The following is a 15,161-nucleotide window of genomic DNA, read 5'->3' on the forward strand; positions in this document are numbered from 1 at the left end:
ACACCTTTTGATTATTTATATATAACTAACTACTTTTTCTACTAACTTATCGATACCTTGAGCTGCTTCTAAAATATTTCTAGCACACATATATGCTGGAGTTGATACAACTTTGACACTTTCATCAACACAGATGTCTGTAGCATCCATAGTTATAGCCTCAGCTCCTTTTTTCTCTAATACTGAAGTTACATTATCATCAGTCCCAACTGTTGCTTTTGTACCCTCAGGGTATACTAGAGGTATCATTAATGGTGCTATACAGATATACCCAGCTGGCTTATCTGCTAAATAAAAAGCTCTTGCAAATGTTAATACCTCTTCATCCATCTGATAGCTATCATCACCGACAAAAGCAAAATTAGTAATATTTTTAGCAGCTCCAAACCCACCAGGGAAGATTACCGCATCATAATCATCACTATCAGCATCTACTAAATCTATAACATTACCTCTTGTAATACGTGCTGACTCCTCTAGTATATTTCGTGGAGATGCTTTAGTATCTACAGACTGATATAAATGATTAATCACTTGTTTTTGATCTTTATTTAGAGCAACTCCTTGCCACTCAACACCTTGTTTTTCTAATGCTAGAATAGTTAGCACTGTTTCGTATACTTCTGAACCATCAAGATACCCACACCCAGACAATACTAACGCTACTTTTGCCATTTCAATACTCACCTTTAGTTTTACTTCCTGGTTTACAGGTCTAAGTTATTTTTTTTAAAAACCCTGTCTGCCCTATAGCTTGATCTAACCATTGGGCCAGACGCTACTTCTAGGAAACCTTTTTTTAGACCAATCTTGCGATATTCTTCAAACTGCTGTGGTGTAACAAATCTCTCCACACTTAAATGATGTTTTGTGGGCTGCATATACTGCCCTAAAGTAATCACATCGATACCTGCTTCTCTTGCATCATCCATAGTCTTATATATTTCTTCATCTGTTTCACCTAAACCAACCATAATACTAGTTTTAGTCAAAACATTTGGCGATTTTCTTTTCACATATTTTAAGAAATCTAAAGTTTGCCAATATCCAGCTCTTGGATCACGCACAGGATGTGTCAAACGTTCTACTGTTTCAATATTTTGTGCAATTACATCTACTTTTGTATTGATAATTTTATCAACATTTTCTTTAACCCCAGCAAAATCAGGTGTCAAAGCTTCTACTTTGATATTCTGATCACTATCTTTGATAGCAGTGATTGTCTTTGCATAATGCCCAGCCCCACCATCTTCTAAGTCATCACGATCTACAGATGTAAGTACTACATATTCTAAATTCATTAACTGAACACTTTTGGCTGTATTGCTTGGCTCATCATGATCTAACCAACCTTTTGGATTACCTGTATCTACAGAACAAAACTTACATGCTCGAGTACAAACAGCGCCCATTAACATGATTGTTGCCGTACCATGAGACCAACATTCATTAATATTAGGACACTTAGCCTCCTCACATACGGTTGCTAATTTATGTTTCTTTGTTATTGACTTAACTTTCAAATACTCTTTAGAATCTTGTCTTTGTACTTTTAACCAATCTGGTTTACGTATATGTACAGAATTTTCTTTTTTGTTTCTAATTCCATCTTTAACTGCATGAAAGCCATGGTCAGTAGTATATTTATTACCACTTTCAACCTTCACTTTTATACTAGATATTTCTTTCATAATATTGCTAATAGCATAAATTTTAGTACATTATAAAAGATAAACCACTATTTATAAATAGTTTAATGAGTATTCATCGAAGCTATTTATAAATATTTAATACATTGAAAAGCAAATAAATCACTCCAAGTTGACTATATATATTAAATTGTATATATTGCTGACTTATCTTAATAAGATGTAACCTTTCATATGCCAATTTTTACAAAAAATAATATAAATATTAATTATGATATCATAGGAAACGGAGAGCCTTTACTTTTAATAGGAGGGCTAACAACAGATAAAAAAGTATGGTCAGAAATGCTGCCTTTCTTAGAATCTTCATTTCAATTAATCTTACCTGATAATCGTGGCGCGGGATGCTCAACTCAAGGTAACTTAGACTTTAATATATCCGATATGGCTAATGATATGGTAGACCTACTAGATCACTTAAATATAACTAATATTGCTGTAGTAGGACATTCTATGGGTGGAATGATTTTACAAGATATTTGTATTCGTTTTCCACAAAGAATAAAAAAAGCTATAATTGCTGGAGCTGCTGCAAAAATTCCATATCATATAAGTTTACATCTTGATTCTACAATAAGACTTAATCAAGAATCTGTTAGTTTAGATACAACCTTAGCAACCGTTTTTCCTTGGATATATGCAGAAACTTTCTTATTAAATCAAAATAAGGTAAAAATAGAAATAGACAAAATAAAAACAAATAAGTATCCCCAAAGCTCTATAGGTTATATAAGCCAAATTAAGGCAATCAAAAAATATGATAGTCGTAATAACCTTAAGAAAATTATTTGCCCTACCTTATTAATTGCAGGAAGTGATGATATTTTAATTACACCAGAGATAATACATAAACAACTATATGAAAATATTAAGCTAGCCGAATTTAAAATTTTATCAAACTGCGGACATATGTTTCATAAGGAACAACCTAAAGAATTTGCAAGTCTTATAAATGATTTTTTATAAACTTATACCTATATAGTTAGGTATAATCATACTCCCTACCTAAATCAACTTTAAATTAACAATTTGAACAAATTAGTAAAAACCTTTAGACTTATGTGAGATACAGAACTAAAGGAGATATTGTATGTTATCTAAAAAATTACTTGAATCCCTAAATGAACAGTTTAACTATGAACTAGAATCAGCTAACATCTATTTAGCTATGGCTGGATATACAGAAGATCTTGGATTAGGTGGTTTTACTAATTGGTTTATGGCTCAATATGAAGAAGAGCTCTTCCATGCTAAAAAAATTATGAAATTCATAAATGATAAAAATGGTCGTATTGAAGTTAGGGCAATATCAGCACCCAAAAATAATTTCAATTCATTACTAGAAGCTTTTGAATCAACTTTAAAACACGAAGAAGAAGTCACAGCTAAGCTTTATGAACTAATGGATATAGCTCTATCAGAAAATGAACACTCTACTAAAAGCTTCTTACAATGGTTTATAGATGAGCAAGTTGAAGAAGAAGCTACAGTTTGTGACATGATCAACAAAATCAAGCTAGTTAAAGATAGTGGTTTATACTTACTTGATCAAGAAGCTGCTAAAAGAAATTTTAAAGCAATTAACCCACTATAAATCTATACAAAATCAATATTTCTTTTTTTCATAAATCTAATTATAAAGTACGCAACAATAAGAATAAAAATACCTACATATATAACTACTATACTAGTATTAAAAAAGTAATTTTTATATATAGTTAATCCGATAGTTATTTGACAATAATGTTATAATATTTAGAAAAAATGTCATCATATAGCCAAGATTTCAGAGATATCGTAATAACTAAATATAAAGAAGGCCTAACAGACAAAGAGCTAAGTAATTTTTTTAATATAGATATCCGTACTACTAGATCTTGGATAAACTTATACGAGACAACTGGTGATTATAAATCTAAGCAAGGCTTGGGTTGCGGTAGAGTAGCAACCTTTACAGATAAGGAAGCGATAGAAAGCTACTTAAGAACATATCCAGATGCAATGGCTTTAGATATTAGAGAAGCATTAGCTCCTGAAATACCTAGAAGCACATTTTATGATTGTCTTACCAGACTTGGTTTTAGTTTTAAAAAAAGACACCTAAATATAAGCAAAGAAAAGAACAAGATAGGCAAAGTTTTATAGAGGTTGTTGAGACTATTGAACCTAACAAACTTGTATATTTAGATGAAATGGGTATGGATAATAAACAGTCTGTACTAAGAGGATGGTCTCTTGTTGGTAAACCTAGCTATGGTGAAGTTATTGCTTATCAAACTCAGAGAAAAAGTATAGTTGCTGGTTATAACTATTTAGAAAAGAAGATTATAGCACCGCTAGAGTATACTGGATATACAGATACTCAAATTTTTAATCAGTGGTTTGAAGAGCATTTATGTCCTGAGTTAATTCCAAAGACTACTGTTGTTATGGATAATGCTAGTTTTCATAAGTCTCCTAAATTGGCTAAAATAGCAGAGAAGTTTGATATACAGATACTATACCTTCCTGCTTATTCTCCTGATTTAAATCCTATAGAAAAAATTTGGGCCAATTTTAAAAGAATTTTAAGAAAAGTAAATAATTCTTTTGATAATTTATCTGATGCTATTACTCACGTCTTTAGCACAATATTATCAGATTAACTATACTAATACCAGCAACAACTACATTTGCATAGTCTGGATAGTGATAACAAACCACCGTAAAGACATATACTATTACTATATAGCTAATAACTATGCATTTAGCTTTAGAAGTCATAGTTTTTTTATCGATATCAACAACAACATTGTCATATATTTTGTATCTATAACTAAAGTTTAGTATCGCTAATAACTTCCCTATAAATACAATAGCTAAAACAGCTAATGCCCCAAACTTATATCCCATTAGCATAGGCGCAATAATAAATGCTAACAAACTACCTAAATTAATAGCTATATAGAACATAGTCATAGCTCCTTTAGCATGTACCGGATCTTCACTATAAATTTTAGATACCATAGCTGATGCTGTGCCCATTTGCAATGAGCCACATACAGGTATTAATGCAAAAGCAAATATAAAAAACTGATTACTTACGTGTACTAAAAAACCACTCAAAAATACAAACAAAAATGCAAAAGCAAGTAATAAACTTCCTAAAAATATAGATCGACGTAATCCAAGGTATTTATCTGCTATAAACCCTCCTATCATTACTACTGCATAAATCATAGCTTTATATATGCCTTGAAATGAATACGCATAACTTTCTGAGAAGCCTATTCCATATTCCATTGCTGATTTTGTAAGGTATAAAATTAATATAGCACTAAAACTATAAGTAGCAAATTGCCCCCAAAAAGTAATCGCTGCTATTGTAAAGCTTTGTTTTGATTTTAAATCATTTAACATCGTGGTTTCCAAAAACAATAAAAATCTATATTAATATTTTTTGTACAAAATAAGTAGCTATATTAATACTTTTTATGCTTTATCTAAGAAACTAAATAAGTTTATCTAATTTTGATAAATGGTATAATTAGCTATCTCAAGTTAGTTAATTGCTATTTATTAAAATGAAAATATACTTATATCATCACTGTCAGTTTTGTATAAAAGTAAGATTAATTGCTGATTTAAGCAACTTAAATTATCAAATAGTTTTTTTAGCTAATGATGATGAAAAAGCACATATTGATAAAATAGGCTTAAAACAAGTTCCTTTCTTAGAAAATAGAAATAACAACTTTATCAAAGAAAGTGATGAAATATGTAAGTATATTGCTCAAATTCAAAAATTTGATATTGAAAAATCTACTCTTAATAATTCTGTACAAGCTAATATTGAAGAATTATCTCAGCACTATCGTAGAATAGTCTACCCTAGAATACCGCATCACCCTAAAAATGAATGTGATTTTCCAACTCAAAGTGCCAAGGATTATTTTATCAAAAAAAAATCTCAATATATTAGGGATATGGATACTTTATTAAAGAACCCTCCTTATGATTCACTGATAGCAATAAATAAAATTCTTGCTAAAATAGACCCTTTTATCAAAACCCCGTTTATCAATGGAGATAAATTTTCATGGGATGATATAAATATTTTTCCAATATTTTTTATACTAACCATGGCAAAAGGATTAATTGAAATTCCAAAAAACATAACTAAATATATTAAATATATTGAAACCAAAACAAATATAGAGCTATATTAAAATGATAATATCAGTAGAGACGATTGATAAAACACTACCACAAACACAATGCCAAAAATGCACCTATGCAGACTGCTATAGCTATGCTAAAGCTATAACAAATGGCGAAAAACATAATAAATGTATAACTGGCGGCGAAAAAACTCTAAAAGAACTATCAAAGCTTTTAAATAAGCCAAAGATCTCTTTAGATAATTCTCTTGGAAATGAGAAATCCAGATCCATTGCTAAAATAGATGAATCAATGTGTATTGGTTGTGAAAAATGCTTACTTGCTTGCCCAGTAGATGCTATTATTGGCACAAAAAAGCTAATGCACACCATTATAGAATCTGAATGTACAGGATGTGAACTCTGTATAGAACCTTGTCCAATGGATTGCATCTCATTAATAAAGCTTAAAGAAGAGAATCAACCTGAGAATCTCTTAGCTGAAAATTATGAAAAACAAAAAAATCTCTACCGTGAAAGATATGAATTCCATAAAAAAAGAACTGAGCAGGAAAAAATAAAACAACGAGATGTCTATAAGAATATTGCATTAGCTCAAAATATTGATAAAAAAGCTTATATTGCAGCTTCTTTAGCAAAGTTTAAAAATAAGAAAAAAGTCTCTAGCTAAATGAATAGACAAAAACGGATCCAAATTTTTGAAACTTGGAAACAAAATGATCCTAATCCAACTACTGAATTAGAATTCACATCTACTTTTGAGCTTTTAATAGCTGTTATTTTATCTGCTCAAGCTACCGATGTTAGTGTAAATAAAGCAACTAAAATCTTATATAAAATCGCAAACACTCCCGAGCAGATATATGCACTAGGTGAGCAAAACCTAACCAAATATATTAAGTCAATTGGACTATACAAAACTAAAGCTAGAAATGTTATTTCAACCTGTAAAGACTTAGTCGAAAAATTCAATAGCCAAGTTCCTGATAACCTTGATGATTTGGTATCATTAGCTGGCGTAGGAAGAAAAACAGCTAATGTAATTCTAAACACTGCTTTTGGTAAACTAACAATGGCTGTCGATACACATATTTTTAGACTTGCAAATCGTATTCCACTTGCTAAGGGCAAAAATGTAAATGAAGTAGAAAAAAAACTTATACGTGTGATCCCTAAGGAGTATTTACTAAATGCGCACCACTGGATAATACTCCATGGTAGGTACATTTGTACCGCACATAAACCAAAGTGCCGAAATTGCATAATCTATGATTATTGCGAATTTAAAGATAAGGAAAAATATTTATGATTTTTTCTCAAGACAGATATGAACTACGTAAGATTTTTATTGATAGTTGGGATAAGTTCCAAAATAAACAACCGTTAACGGTTATCGAAGAGCAGATTTCAAGAATTATAGAACTTCATCCAGAATATCATAAACACATAAATATCATTAATATTGATAAGGATTATTCACCAGAAATGGGACAAATAAATCCTTTTTTACATATAAGCTTGCATCTAGCAATAGTTGAACAAGTTCAAACAAATAGACCTCTAGGGATAAACTCCATATATCCACAATTACTTAGAAAATATAATAACGATGAACATAAAGTACATCATATTATGATAGACTATTTAGCAGAAGAAATGTGGAAATCACAAAAATATAATACTTTTCCTGATGAAAAAAACTATTTAATAAAACTACAGGAACTAATACTTAAATAAGATGATTAAAAACATAAAAACCGCAAAGGTTAATATACATTTTAAGCAACCTAATGGTCTACATATAATAGCTTTTATGACTTTTTGTTTATGTATCTGTATTGCACCATTTATTACTATTTTAAATCAGTATGGTGATATTAATCTTTTTTATAATCGTAATGACCATCTTTTTGTGATTTTTTTTGCTGGAGTTTTTGGCTGTATCAGTAACTATCTTTTTGGTTCAACCAAATCAATTGTGCATGGTCTACAGTTTATTATAATAGCTGTAATATTATCTTTTATACAAAATATAATTCTATTTAGCTGTGCAATCTTATGGGTAGGTCTTGCAATTGTAATTGTAAACCTTCTTTTTAGTTTAAGTGCTTTTTATCTTAAAACTGATTTACGTCGCATATATGGATTTATAGGAGTATATTCTAGTGCTTTACTAGGAGTTTCTACAGGTATTTTATTTGATTTTATAATTTTTAAAGACATGTATCATTTTAAACTATTCTATCTCTTTGTAATCGTCTTCTTATTAGTTTTTTTTCTAAAAAATAGCTATAGATTAAATACCTCTTTAACTAATAAAACAGAACGTGTTGACATTAGTTTTTATGGAGTTTTAATCATTTTTTTTATTTTTGCATTTATACTTTTTTATTTATTATTAGATTTAAATATTTTCAGTATTATAAATATCATAGTACTACCTATATCTTTAATATTTCTACACGTCCTTACAATATCTAATAATAAAGAAAATGGTGTTAATCTTTTAAAATATGTATATTTTAGCTTAGCTCTTATTATTATAAATAAGATTATGTACCTTATTTTTCTTAAATATGGAAGTCAAATAGATCCTATTTATCTTAACTCTGCAACTAGTACTCTACTATTTTTATTGGCTGCGTACACACTATGTGTTGTAATATATGCAGGATGGAGATTTAAGCTTATAACACTGCGTATCGAGTCATTAATAAATTCAAATCTAATTAAAGTAATGCTCTACATTGAAGTGGTAAAAATTTTGATACTTGTTTTAGCTGTGATTACTCCGAGTGCTTTTGCAACTAACCTAATGTTTATAATCGCAACACTGCTTACATTAGTTTTAAATATTTTTATCATACCAATATATTTTTCTTTAGGTAAAATACTAGCTGGTGGAAAAAATGAAACAATCACAACCATATTATTATACTTAATATTCTCATCATTAATATTCGTATCATTCTTATATGATATTTCTATTACGATCTAAACAATAAAATAATTTCTTGTAAAATTACTATCACACCCCATACTTAAGATTACACAAGTATGATATAATTCTCACTTAATAAGCTTTTACTAAAATTATATATAATAATTTCAAAAGGAGAAAAAAATGAACAACTTCAATAATAACACTCGTGTTATTGACTCAATGTCTCAAGAGTCTGCTTTAAGAGCTAATAAGGTTTTAAGAAATACTTATTGGCTTCTTTCTATGACCTTATTATTTAGTGCTTTCACAGCTTTTATAGCAATGAATACAGGTGCTGGATTCATAAACCCAATCATAATGCTCGTGGTTTATATTGGCTTACTATTTGGTATTAATGCAACTAAAAACTCACCATGGGGTATAGTTTTAACATTTGCACTAACTGGATTATTAGGATACTCATTAGGACCTATTTTAAATATGTACATACATCAATTTAAAAATGGTGCTGAATTAATAATGATGGCTTTCGGTACTACTGGACTTATATTTTTAGGTTTAACAGCTGTAGCTATGAGCCCTGCTAGAAACTTCAACAGAGTTGGTTCTTTCTGTGCTATTGGTGCTATAGTTGCAATTGTGGCTCTAGTATTAAACATTTTCTTACAAATTCCTGCTTTAGGGTTTGTTATATCACTAGTTTTTGCTTTTATCTCTGGTGGTTTCATCTTATGGCAAACTAATGCTATTGTTAGAGGTGAAGAAACTAATTATATTTTAGCCACTGTAAATATTTATGTTTCACTATTTAATATCTTTGTAACTCTATTACAAATCTTTGGCGCTGTCGCTGGTGATAGAGACTAATTTATATTATCATTTATCTTAAAAGTTCTAATTTAAAAATTTCTAATGCTAAATAATCAAATATCTACAAAGGATACTATTGTATCTAATGCATATGGATCTTCTTTTAGTATCTTGTTTAATGAATATTTAAAACAAAGTACTGAAGTCAATTTAATAATTACTGAAGATTCTCAACAAGCCCATAGGATATATAAAGAGTTAAAATATCTCAATAATAATTCAAAAATAGAAATATTATATTTCCCTAGCTTGGAGATACTTCCTTACGATAGGTTTTCTGCAGCTATCGACATTATATCTAGACGCCAAGAAATTTTACATAAACTAACACAATACCCAAAAAATATTCTGGTTATTACAAGCATATCTAATACTTTAAGAAAACTAGCTCCTACTAATTTTATAAAAGAATATAGTTTTATACTAAAAACCAATGATTTTTTTAATATATCTAAACAAAAAACTTTACTTACTGAGGCTGGATATAATTTAGTCAATAATGTTTTTGAAAAAGGTGAATTTAGTATTCGTGGCAGTATTATTGATATTTTTCCTATTGGGTCAAAAATAGCCTATAGAATAGATTTGTTTGATGATGAAGTTGACTCTATTAAAGAGTTAGATATAGAGACTCAGCGTTCTGGTAAAGAAATAAAATATATTAATATAATGCCCTCTCATGAGCTTATTTATAATAAACACAATACTTTTTTTGCTCTAGATAAATTAAAAAACTTATGTAGTAAAAATGCTCTTGATTCAACTATTGCAACATTTATAGAAAATAATGAGTATTTTAGTGGTATTGAATTTTATCTACCTTTATTTTATAAAAAACTCACTAGCCTCTTTGAATACCTTCCAAAATCTGCAAATATTCATTTAGTCGACAATATCAACAACTCTATCGAAGCTTTTACAGAAGAGCTTAATTTTAGATATAATGAACTTAAACATGATATTGATAGACCAATCCTACCTTATCAAGATATTTTTTACTCTCAAAAAGAAATTAAAACTATATATGAACAGTATAAAAATGTTAAATGGTCGCAAGAAGCTAAATCAAAATCTAAAATATTAAATGTAGATCATTTAGAAAAAATTTCTGCAAACTATAAATTATCAAATGCTTTTAGAGACTTACAGCAATTTATATCTAAATCAAAATTCGAAAAAGTAATTTTTTCAACTGATTCAAATGGTCGTGCTGAAGTTCTATTAGAGCATCTAAATAAACTACATTTAGATATACAAATCTCTAAAAGTTTTGATGATGCTTTAGGCTCTAATAATAAATTTTGCCTTATAATATCTCCTTTTCAAGAAGGTGTCATTATAAGCAAAAAAATAGCTATAATCACAGAGATGGATCTGTTTCCTGAACACATCCAAAATACTACAAAAATTTCCGAACACGATCATCACCCTACTGTTGATCTTAAAGATCTAACCGACCTAAAACAAGGTATGCATGTTGTACATATTGATCATGGTATTGGTAGATATGAAGGCTTAGAAAGCATCGAATTAAATGGTAGAAAAGATGAATTTATTTTACTTAAATATGCGAATGATACCAAAATCTATGTACCTATAACATCACTAAATCTAATCTCTATTTACAATACCTCTCTTACGGAAAAAATAGCCTTAAATAGACTTGGTTCAGACAAATGGAAAAAGCAAAAAGAAAAAGCCATCAAAAAAATTATTGATGTTGCAGCAAATCTTTTAGAAATATATGCAAAGAGAAAGATGCGTCAAGGTTTTAGTAATTTATTAGACGAAGAGGAATATCTCCGATTTTGCGCTGATTTTCCTTATGAAGAAACTCCAGATCAGCTTTTAGCTATCAATGATGTTTTTAAAGATATGATATCTATAAAACCTATGGATAGATTGATCTGTGGAGACGTAGGTTTTGGTAAGACCGAGATAGCAATGCGAGCAGCATTCTTAGCTATACACAATCAAAAACAAGTTGTAATTTTAGTACCTACAACTATTTTGGCTCAACAACATTACAACAGCTTTAAAGATAGATTTGCAAATACTGCTGCAAATATAGAGGTTATTACTCGTTCAAAAACAGCAAAAGACCAAGAAGAGCTTTTTGAAAAATTAAAAAAGGGTTCTGTAGATATAATCATTGGCACGCATAAATTGATTTCTTCAAAGATAGATTTTAAAAACTTAGGTCTACTCATTATCGATGAAGAACACCGCTTTGGGGTAACTCAAAAAGAAAAATTAAAAGCACTAAAGGCAGAAATAGATATTTTAACAATGTCTGCGACTCCTATTCCTCGTAGTTTAAGTATGGCTTTTTCATCACTAAGAGATTTATCAATTATTGCTTCTCCACCAGCAAAACGCCTATCTGTTAAAACATTTGTTAAAGAATATGATAATAATATTATTTGTGAAGCAGTAAGTCGAGAAACTATTCGTGGTGGACAAATTTTTTACCTTTATAATAAGGTCGATACGATCCAAAGGAAAAAAGAGATTCTACAAGAATTATTTCCTCGTTTGAGAGTAGCTATAGCTCATGGACAAATGAGTGAAAAAGAAATTCAAAAGATTATGTTTGATTTCAAACACAATAAATATCATATACTACTTTGCACTACTATTATCGAAACAGGTATTGATATCCCTAATGCCAATACCCTTATTATAGAAAATGCTAACAACTTAGGCTTAGCTCAACTTCATCAACTAAGAGGGAGAGTTGGTCGTGCTCATCATCAAGCTTATGCCTATATGTTAATACCTAACGAAGCCAGTATAACTAAAGATGCAATAAAAAGACTTGACGCTATTAGTACTACGGAATCTTTAGGAGGTGGTTTTACTCTAGCAAATCATGACTTAGAAATACGTGGGGCTGGTGAAATACTAGGTAAAGAACAAAGCGGCAATATTGATGGTATCGGCCTAAATTTATATATGGATTTATTGGATAAAACTATAATCAATCTTAAAGCTGGTAAAGAATTAAATATTGAAGAAATTGTTAACTCTGCAGTTTGTGAGGTTGAACTAAATATCCCAACACTAATTCCTGATTATTATATAAATGATGTAAACACCCGCCTAAATATATATAAACGTATTTCAAAAGCTAGCCATAATGACTTAATAAATATTAAAATTGAGCTTATTGATCGCTTTGGCAAGCTTCCTCTTGAGGTTACATACTTGCTGAAAGTAGCACATCTAAAAATAGATGCTATAGAGCTTGGTATTAGTCAAATAAAAATGTTTGCCACATCAGGAAAAATCAATTTCTCTGATACTACAAGGTTTGAACCTCAAAAACTCATAAAGCTTATTCAGTCTCAATCCGCTAATTTTAGACTTACAAAAGAACAAAACTTACTAATTACAAAAGCTTCAAAAACTGCTGAGCAACGAATATATTTTATAAGTAATTTTTTAAAAAAAATCGGCTAAAATAGTATTTTATAGATACCAAGAATCAAGCTTTTGTTGTAGCTTGTCTAATCCAAACTTATTTAATGATGAGAATAACTGATAAGATATTTTATCAGTAGAAATAAAAGTTTTTAAAAAGCTTTCGATCATTCTAGTTGCCTGAGCTTTTTCTTTATTATTTAGTTTATCTGCTTTTGTAAGTAATATATGCAGGTTAAGATCAAAAGATATTGCCATTTCTATCATTAAAGAATCAAATTCTTTTAAAGCATGGCGAGAATCTACTAGAAGTATGATACCACCCAAGCACTGCCTAGATGTTAAATAATGTTCCATCTCACTTTGCCATTGTTTCTTAATCTTCTCCGAAACTTTTGCATAGCCATATCCAGGTAAATCAACTAATCTTTTATTATCGCCAAGATCAAACAAGTTTATTAGCTGCGTTCTACCAGGTGTTTTACTCACTCTAGCAAGCCCTTTATGGTCAGTAAGGGTATTTAATGCACTAGACTTACCAGCATTAGAACGCCCAGCAAAAGCCACTTCTACTCCGGTATCTTCAGGAAGCTGTGACACTTTAGCAGCTCCCATAATATATTCTGCTTTACTATAATTCATAATTGATACTCTAATTTTATTTTTTCAAACAAACAATAACATGCAGTATCAATCATTAGAAAAACTTTTTCAAAATTATCTTCATAATAAGGGTCTGGCACATCAGTTAAAGAGATTGTTGGAGCATACTCAAGTATTTTAGATACTTTTGAAAAATCCGAATATGGAAACATTTGCTGCATGGTATCAATATTCTCCTGATCCATAGCTATAATATAATCATATTTATCAAAATCAGATTTTTCTAATTGTTGTGATACTTGGTCTGATAAATCACAATCATATTTCTTTGCCATCTCTTGTGAGCGTATATCAGCACTATCACCTTCATGCCCCCACTTACGTGAGCTTGTTCCACACGATGATATCTCTATAGAGTCTGCAAAATTATGTTTTTTTACAATATCTTTAAAAATAGCATGTGCAGTTGGCGAACGACAAACATTTCCTTTACAGACAAAGAGTACTTTAACCTTTTCCATAATTTACTTAGCCTCTTTCATAGCTTTAGCTAATTTACTCGATGATTCTAATTTAAAACCTTGAAAAAACTTGCTATCAGGTTTAAGCATAAACACAACTTCATTTTTACCATCAAAGCTCTTCTTATAAGAATTCATACTCTTTAAAAATTCATATAATGGAATAGATGCTGCATATGTGTCTGTAAATATCTTAGCTGCTTTACCATCAGCTTCTGCACGAATAGTTTTTGATTCTTTCTCTGCTTCAGCCATAGTTACAGTAACTTTAGCATCTGCAGCAGCTTTAATCTTCTCAGCCAACTGCAGACCTTCTGCTCGTATTGATGCGGCTACTTTATGACGTGATGATCTCATTCTTTGATAAATAGAATCAGTAACTGTATCAGGTAAATCTATCTGCTTAACTCTAACATCAATTATAGACACCCCAATCTGTTTAGCTTGTTTTTCAACACTTTTCGTCAAAGCTATCATAAGTTTATCGCGATTATTATTAATAAGACTTTGGATATCATTATTACCAACTTCCGCACGCAATGAAGATTCAAGGAATTGTTTTAGCAAAGTCTCTGCTCTATCTACGCTACCACTTGTGCTAGTAAAAAATTTAGAAATATTATTGTCACTAATTTTCCAGACAACATAAGCATTAATCAATACATCTTTTTGTTCTTTAGTAACTACTCTTGCAGAATCTGCTTCTAATATGCGATTACGCATATCATAAGTCTTAACAGTATCGAGAAATGGTATTTTAATATGTATGCCTGGTTCAAATTCTTCAACCTTACTATTATTATCTTTAACTAACTCACCAAGTCTAAGCAATACTGCCTCATCACCTTGTTTGACAATAAATTTAGTGCTTAAAAGTACTATAAAAACTAACACCACAAGTACTAAGACTATTTTAAAAAATTTACTCATC

Annotated in this window: 16 protein-coding genes; 10 read left to right on the top strand and 6 right to left on the bottom strand. The window is 29.9% G+C overall.

Annotation, left to right across the window (positions count from 1 at the left end):
• Positions 1 to 15: 15 nt before the first annotated feature.
• Both elbB and lipA read right to left on the bottom strand, forming a co-directional pair.
• Complete coding sequence (gene elbB, locus ACR0PV_RS06490; protein ID WP_488172324.1) at positions 16 to 675, bottom strand: isoprenoid biosynthesis glyoxalase ElbB; 660 nt, start codon at positions 673 to 675, stop codon at positions 16 to 18.
• Positions 676 to 707: 32 nt separating this feature from the next.
• Positions 708 to 1,691 carry a lipoyl synthase gene (gene lipA / locus ACR0PV_RS06495; RefSeq protein WP_488172325.1) on the bottom strand — a complete coding sequence of 328 codons (984 nt, stop codon included), beginning with the start codon at positions 1,689 to 1,691 and terminating at the stop codon, positions 708 to 710.
• Between the two features lie 192 nt (positions 1,692 to 1,883).
• On the opposite strand from lipA, the gene ACR0PV_RS06500 reads away from it, so the two are divergent.
• The 3 genes from ACR0PV_RS06500 (at position 1,884) to ACR0PV_RS06510 (ending at position 4,354) form a co-directional block, all read left to right on the top strand.
• Complete coding sequence (locus ACR0PV_RS06500) at positions 1,884 to 2,675, top strand: alpha/beta fold hydrolase (RefSeq protein WP_488172326.1); 792 nt, start codon at positions 1,884 to 1,886, stop codon at positions 2,673 to 2,675.
• 124 nt (positions 2,676 to 2,799) lie between these two features.
• On the top strand, positions 2,800 to 3,303 hold the full coding sequence (locus tag ACR0PV_RS06505; protein ID WP_488172327.1) for a ferritin: 504 nt from the start codon (positions 2,800 to 2,802) through the stop codon (positions 3,301 to 3,303).
• A 170-nt stretch (positions 3,304 to 3,473) separates the two neighbouring features.
• A protein-coding gene (locus tag ACR0PV_RS06510) for an IS630 family transposase (RefSeq protein ID WP_488172194.1) occupies positions 3,474 to 4,354 on the top strand; the annotation gives its coding sequence in 2 pieces (ribosomal slippage) (positions 3,474 to 3,798 and positions 3,798 to 4,354; 882 coding nt in all).
• Here ACR0PV_RS06510 and ACR0PV_RS06515 read toward each other — a convergent pair.
• Positions 4,332 to 5,108 (bottom strand): POT-type proton-dependent oligopeptide transporter, encoded by a 777-nt coding sequence (locus ACR0PV_RS06515; RefSeq protein ID WP_488172328.1) that lies wholly within the window; start codon positions 5,106 to 5,108, stop codon positions 4,332 to 4,334. The genes ACR0PV_RS06510 and ACR0PV_RS06515 overlap by 23 nt on opposite strands.
• Positions 5,109 to 5,272: 164 nt before the next feature.
• On the opposite strand from ACR0PV_RS06515, the gene grxB reads away from it, so the two are divergent.
• The 7 genes from grxB to mfd all read left to right on the top strand — a co-directional run bounded on the left by grxB (position 5,273) and on the right by mfd (position 13,145).
• The gene (gene grxB / locus ACR0PV_RS06520; protein ID WP_488172329.1) at positions 5,273 to 5,917 is read left to right on the top strand and encodes a glutaredoxin 2; all 645 of its coding nucleotides are present in this window, start codon (positions 5,273 to 5,275) and stop codon (positions 5,915 to 5,917) included.
• Between the two features lies 1 nt (position 5,918).
• Positions 5,919 to 6,539 carry an RnfABCDGE type electron transport complex subunit B gene (locus ACR0PV_RS06525; RefSeq protein ID WP_488172330.1) on the top strand — a complete coding sequence of 207 codons (621 nt, stop codon included), beginning with the start codon at positions 5,919 to 5,921 and terminating at the stop codon, positions 6,537 to 6,539.
• Entirely contained in the window at positions 6,540 to 7,178 is a 639-nt protein-coding gene (nth, locus tag ACR0PV_RS06530; protein WP_488172331.1) for an endonuclease III, read from the top strand.
• Positions 7,175 to 7,606: a DUF1841 family protein gene (locus ACR0PV_RS06535; RefSeq protein ID WP_488172332.1), complete on the top strand. Its 432-nt coding sequence runs from the start codon at positions 7,175 to 7,177 to the stop codon at positions 7,604 to 7,606. Before nth ends, ACR0PV_RS06535 begins: the two co-directional genes overlap by 4 nt.
• Before the next feature lies 1 nt (position 7,607).
• Positions 7,608 to 8,867 (top strand): hypothetical protein, encoded by a 1,260-nt coding sequence (locus tag ACR0PV_RS06540; RefSeq protein WP_488172333.1) that lies wholly within the window; start codon positions 7,608 to 7,610, stop codon positions 8,865 to 8,867.
• Between the two features lie 126 nt (positions 8,868 to 8,993).
• Positions 8,994 to 9,680 (top strand): Bax inhibitor-1/YccA family protein, encoded by a 687-nt coding sequence (locus tag ACR0PV_RS06545; protein WP_488172334.1) that lies wholly within the window; start codon positions 8,994 to 8,996, stop codon positions 9,678 to 9,680.
• 45 nt (positions 9,681 to 9,725) lie between these two features.
• A complete protein-coding gene (gene mfd / locus ACR0PV_RS06550; protein ID WP_488172335.1) occupies positions 9,726 to 13,145 on the top strand; it encodes a transcription-repair coupling factor in 3,420 nt (1,139 codons plus the stop codon).
• Between the two features lie 9 nt (positions 13,146 to 13,154).
• On the opposite strand, the gene yihA is transcribed toward mfd, so the two are convergent.
• From yihA to hflC, 3 genes are read right to left on the bottom strand one after another with little or no spacing between them, the layout of a single operon-like run.
• Positions 13,155 to 13,748: a ribosome biogenesis GTP-binding protein YihA/YsxC gene (gene yihA / locus ACR0PV_RS06555; protein ID WP_488172336.1), complete on the bottom strand. Its 594-nt coding sequence runs from the start codon at positions 13,746 to 13,748 to the stop codon at positions 13,155 to 13,157.
• Positions 13,745 to 14,230, bottom strand: coding sequence for a low molecular weight protein-tyrosine-phosphatase (locus ACR0PV_RS06560; RefSeq protein WP_488172337.1), 486 nt, complete (start codon positions 14,228 to 14,230; stop codon positions 13,745 to 13,747). The genes yihA and ACR0PV_RS06560 overlap by 4 nt, the downstream gene beginning before the upstream one ends.
• Before the next feature lie 3 nt (positions 14,231 to 14,233).
• On the bottom strand, positions 14,234 to 15,160 hold the full coding sequence (gene hflC, locus ACR0PV_RS06565; RefSeq protein WP_488172338.1) for a protease modulator HflC: 927 nt from the start codon (positions 15,158 to 15,160) through the stop codon (positions 14,234 to 14,236).
• Position 15,161 lies beyond the last annotated feature (1 nt).

Source organism: Francisella sp. AG1, from assembly GCF_057683165.1.

What these genes read in the sequence shown, in the direction of transcription:
- ACR0PV_RS06560 (WP_488172337.1), bottom strand. Translation starts at nt 14,230, where the DNA reads ATGGAAAAGGTTAAAGTACTCTTTGTCTGTAAAGGAAATGTTTGTCGT.
- ACR0PV_RS06535 (WP_488172332.1), top strand. Translation starts at nt 7,175, where the DNA reads ATGATTTTTTCTCAAGACAGATATGAACTACGTAAGATTTTTATTGAT.
- elbB (WP_488172324.1), bottom strand. Translation starts at nt 675, where the DNA reads ATGGCAAAAGTAGCGTTAGTATTGTCTGGGTGTGGGTATCTTGATGGT.
- grxB (WP_488172329.1), top strand. Translation starts at nt 5,273, where the DNA reads ATGAAAATATACTTATATCATCACTGTCAGTTTTGTATAAAAGTAAGA.
- yihA (WP_488172336.1), bottom strand. Translation starts at nt 13,748, where the DNA reads ATGAATTATAGTAAAGCAGAATATATTATGGGAGCTGCTAAAGTGTCA.
- ACR0PV_RS06540 (WP_488172333.1), top strand. Translation starts at nt 7,608, where the DNA reads ATGATTAAAAACATAAAAACCGCAAAGGTTAATATACATTTTAAGCAA.
- ACR0PV_RS06525 (WP_488172330.1), top strand. Translation starts at nt 5,919, where the DNA reads ATGATAATATCAGTAGAGACGATTGATAAAACACTACCACAAACACAA.
- nth (WP_488172331.1), top strand. Translation starts at nt 6,540, where the DNA reads ATGAATAGACAAAAACGGATCCAAATTTTTGAAACTTGGAAACAAAAT.
- ACR0PV_RS06505 (WP_488172327.1), top strand. Translation starts at nt 2,800, where the DNA reads ATGTTATCTAAAAAATTACTTGAATCCCTAAATGAACAGTTTAACTAT.
- mfd (WP_488172335.1), top strand. Translation starts at nt 9,726, where the DNA reads ATGCTAAATAATCAAATATCTACAAAGGATACTATTGTATCTAATGCA.
- lipA (WP_488172325.1), bottom strand. Translation starts at nt 1,691, where the DNA reads ATGAAAGAAATATCTAGTATAAAAGTGAAGGTTGAAAGTGGTAATAAA.
- ACR0PV_RS06500 (WP_488172326.1), top strand. Translation starts at nt 1,884, where the DNA reads ATGCCAATTTTTACAAAAAATAATATAAATATTAATTATGATATCATA.
- ACR0PV_RS06515 (WP_488172328.1), bottom strand. Translation starts at nt 5,108, where the DNA reads ATGTTAAATGATTTAAAATCAAAACAAAGCTTTACAATAGCAGCGATT.
- ACR0PV_RS06545 (WP_488172334.1), top strand. Translation starts at nt 8,994, where the DNA reads ATGAACAACTTCAATAATAACACTCGTGTTATTGACTCAATGTCTCAA.
- hflC (WP_488172338.1), bottom strand. Translation starts at nt 15,160, where the DNA reads ATGAGTAAATTTTTTAAAATAGTCTTAGTACTTGTGGTGTTAGTTTTT.